Annotated in this window: 2 protein-coding genes; both read right to left on the reverse strand. The window is 62.3% G+C overall.

Annotation, left to right across the window (positions count from 1 at the left end):
- Nucleotides 1-74: 74 nt before the first annotated feature.
- Nucleotides 75-1,130, reverse strand: a complete 1,056-nt coding sequence (locus QZL67_RS04640) for a branched-chain amino acid ABC transporter permease (RefSeq protein WP_292919874.1) — start codon at nucleotides 1,128-1,130, stop codon at nucleotides 75-77.
- Between the two features lie 25 nt (nucleotides 1,131-1,155).
- Complete coding sequence (locus QZL67_RS04645; protein WP_022289594.1) at nucleotides 1,156-2,034, reverse strand: branched-chain amino acid ABC transporter permease; 879 nt, start codon at nucleotides 2,032-2,034, stop codon at nucleotides 1,156-1,158.
- Nucleotides 2,035-2,151 lie beyond the last annotated feature (117 nt).

Genomic DNA, 2,151 nt, shown 5'->3' on the forward strand with positions numbered 1-2,151 from the left:
GAATGGGCGTCTTATCGACGTCCCGGTCCGGGACCATACTGCCGGAGGGGACGGGAACCAATTTGGAAAACATATCAGGCGGCCTCCTTTTCCTTGGATGCACCGGGCCGCAGGCGGCTCAGCGCAGAACGCAGCGTGGGGTTGTTGGTCAGCAGCATGACCAGGATCAGCACGATGGCGTACACCAGCATCCGGTAGTCGGAGAACTGGCGCAGGGCCTCGGGCAGGATGGTCAGCGCGGCCGCGGCGATCAGGGAGCCCCAGATGTTGCCCAGGCCGCCCAACACCACGAACACCAGGATCAGGATGGAGGTGTTGAAATCGAACTTGGAAGCCTGCAAAGAGGAGAAGTTCAGGCCATACAGGGCACCGGCGGCGCCTGCCAGGGCGGCGGAGGTGACGAAGGCCATCAGCTTGTACTTGGTGAGGTTCAGTCCTACGCTCTCAGCGGCGATGCTGTTGTCCCGCAAGGCCATGATGGCCCGGCCGGCCCGGCTGTCCTTCAGATTCAGCACCACGAAGAGGGTGATGAGCACCAGCACGAAGCCGGCGGTGAAGGTGGAGATGGTGGCGGTACCGGTGGCGCCCTGGGCGCCCTTGATGATGGCGATGCCCTCAGTCTCCAGGCCCAGGTCGGCGATGGACTTGTCGCCGGTGAGGTTCAGCGCCACATGGAGGCCATGGGAGTCCCAGCCAACCAGCAGGCAGTTGACCAGTTCCTTGATGATCTCGCCGAAGGCCAGCGTCACAATGGCCAGGTAGTCGCCCTGCAGACGCAGCACCGGGGTGCCGATGATCACGCCGGCCACGGCGGCCACAGCGGCGCCCATGATCATGGCCACCGCCAGGCGGAGGAGGTCGGAGGGGATGGCGCTTTGCAGGCTCATGGCAGCGATGACGCCGGAGAAGGCGCCCACGCTCATAAAGCCGGCGTGGCCCAGGCTCAGTTCGCCCAGGATGCCCACGGTCAGGTTCAGGGAGACGGCCATGGACATGTAGCAGCAGATGGGGACCAGCTGTCCGGTCAGAGACCGGGAGAGGCTTCCGGAATCCCGCAGGATCACAATGGCCACGAAGGCGATGACAACACCCAGGTAGGTGATGAGATTGGTGCGGGTGGAACGTTTCATAGATCCGATTTTCATTGCGCTCACCTCACACTTTCTCCGGCACATACCGACCCAGCAGGCCGGCGGGTTTGACCAGCAGAACCACGATCAGCACGGCAAAGACGATGGAGTTTGCCAAGTTCGTGGAGATGTAGGCCTTGGCCATGGCCTCGATGATGCCCAGCAGCAGTCCGCCCAGGAAAGCGCCGGGGATGGAGCCGATGCCGCCGAACACGGCGGCGGTAAAGGCCTTGATGCCGGGCATAGAGCCGGTGGTGGGCATCAGGGTGGGGTAGGAGGAGCACAGCAGCACGCCGGCGATACCCGCCAGGGCGGAGCCGATGGCAAAGGTCATGGAGATGGTGGCATTGACGTTGATGCCCATCAGCTGCGCGGCGCCCTTATCCTCAGAGCAGGCCCGCATGGCCTTGCCCATCTTGCTCATGCTGGTAAACGCGGTGAGGGCCACCATGATGACAAGGCACGCCACTACGGTCAAAATGGAGACATAGGGGATCTTCAGCGCGCCGCCGAAGAGGGAGAGGGAGCCGGAGATGATGGGGGTGTAGACCTTGGGAGCGGCGGACCAGATGAGCAGGGCCGCGTTCTGCAGGAAGTAGCTCACGCCGATGGCGGTGATGAGCACTGCCAGGGAGGGAGCGGACCGCAGGGGCTTGTAGGCAAGGCCCTCGATCACCACGCCCAGCACCGTGCAGACCAGCATGGCCAGGATGATGCTCACAATGCTGGGCAGGCCCAGATAGTTCATGGCGCAGAAGGAGATGTAGCCGCCCACCATGATGATGTCGCCGTGGGCGAAGTTGAGCATCTTTGCGATGCCGTAGACCATGGTATAGCCCAGGGCGATGATGGCGTACACGCTGCCCAGGCTGATACCGCTGATTAAATAAGAGAGAAATTCCATGAGACATATACCTCTTTATCTCTGGGATTGGATGGAATGGAAGCCTTCCATAGCAGAAATGCGGACGGAGCGGAGGTTCCGTCCAGATTTCCGCCATGGAGACGGCGGAACCGGCGG

The sequence above is a fragment of the Oscillibacter sp. CAG:155 genome (assembly GCA_000436875.1).
GTDB lineage: Bacteria > Bacillota > Clostridia > Oscillospirales > Oscillospiraceae > Oscillibacter.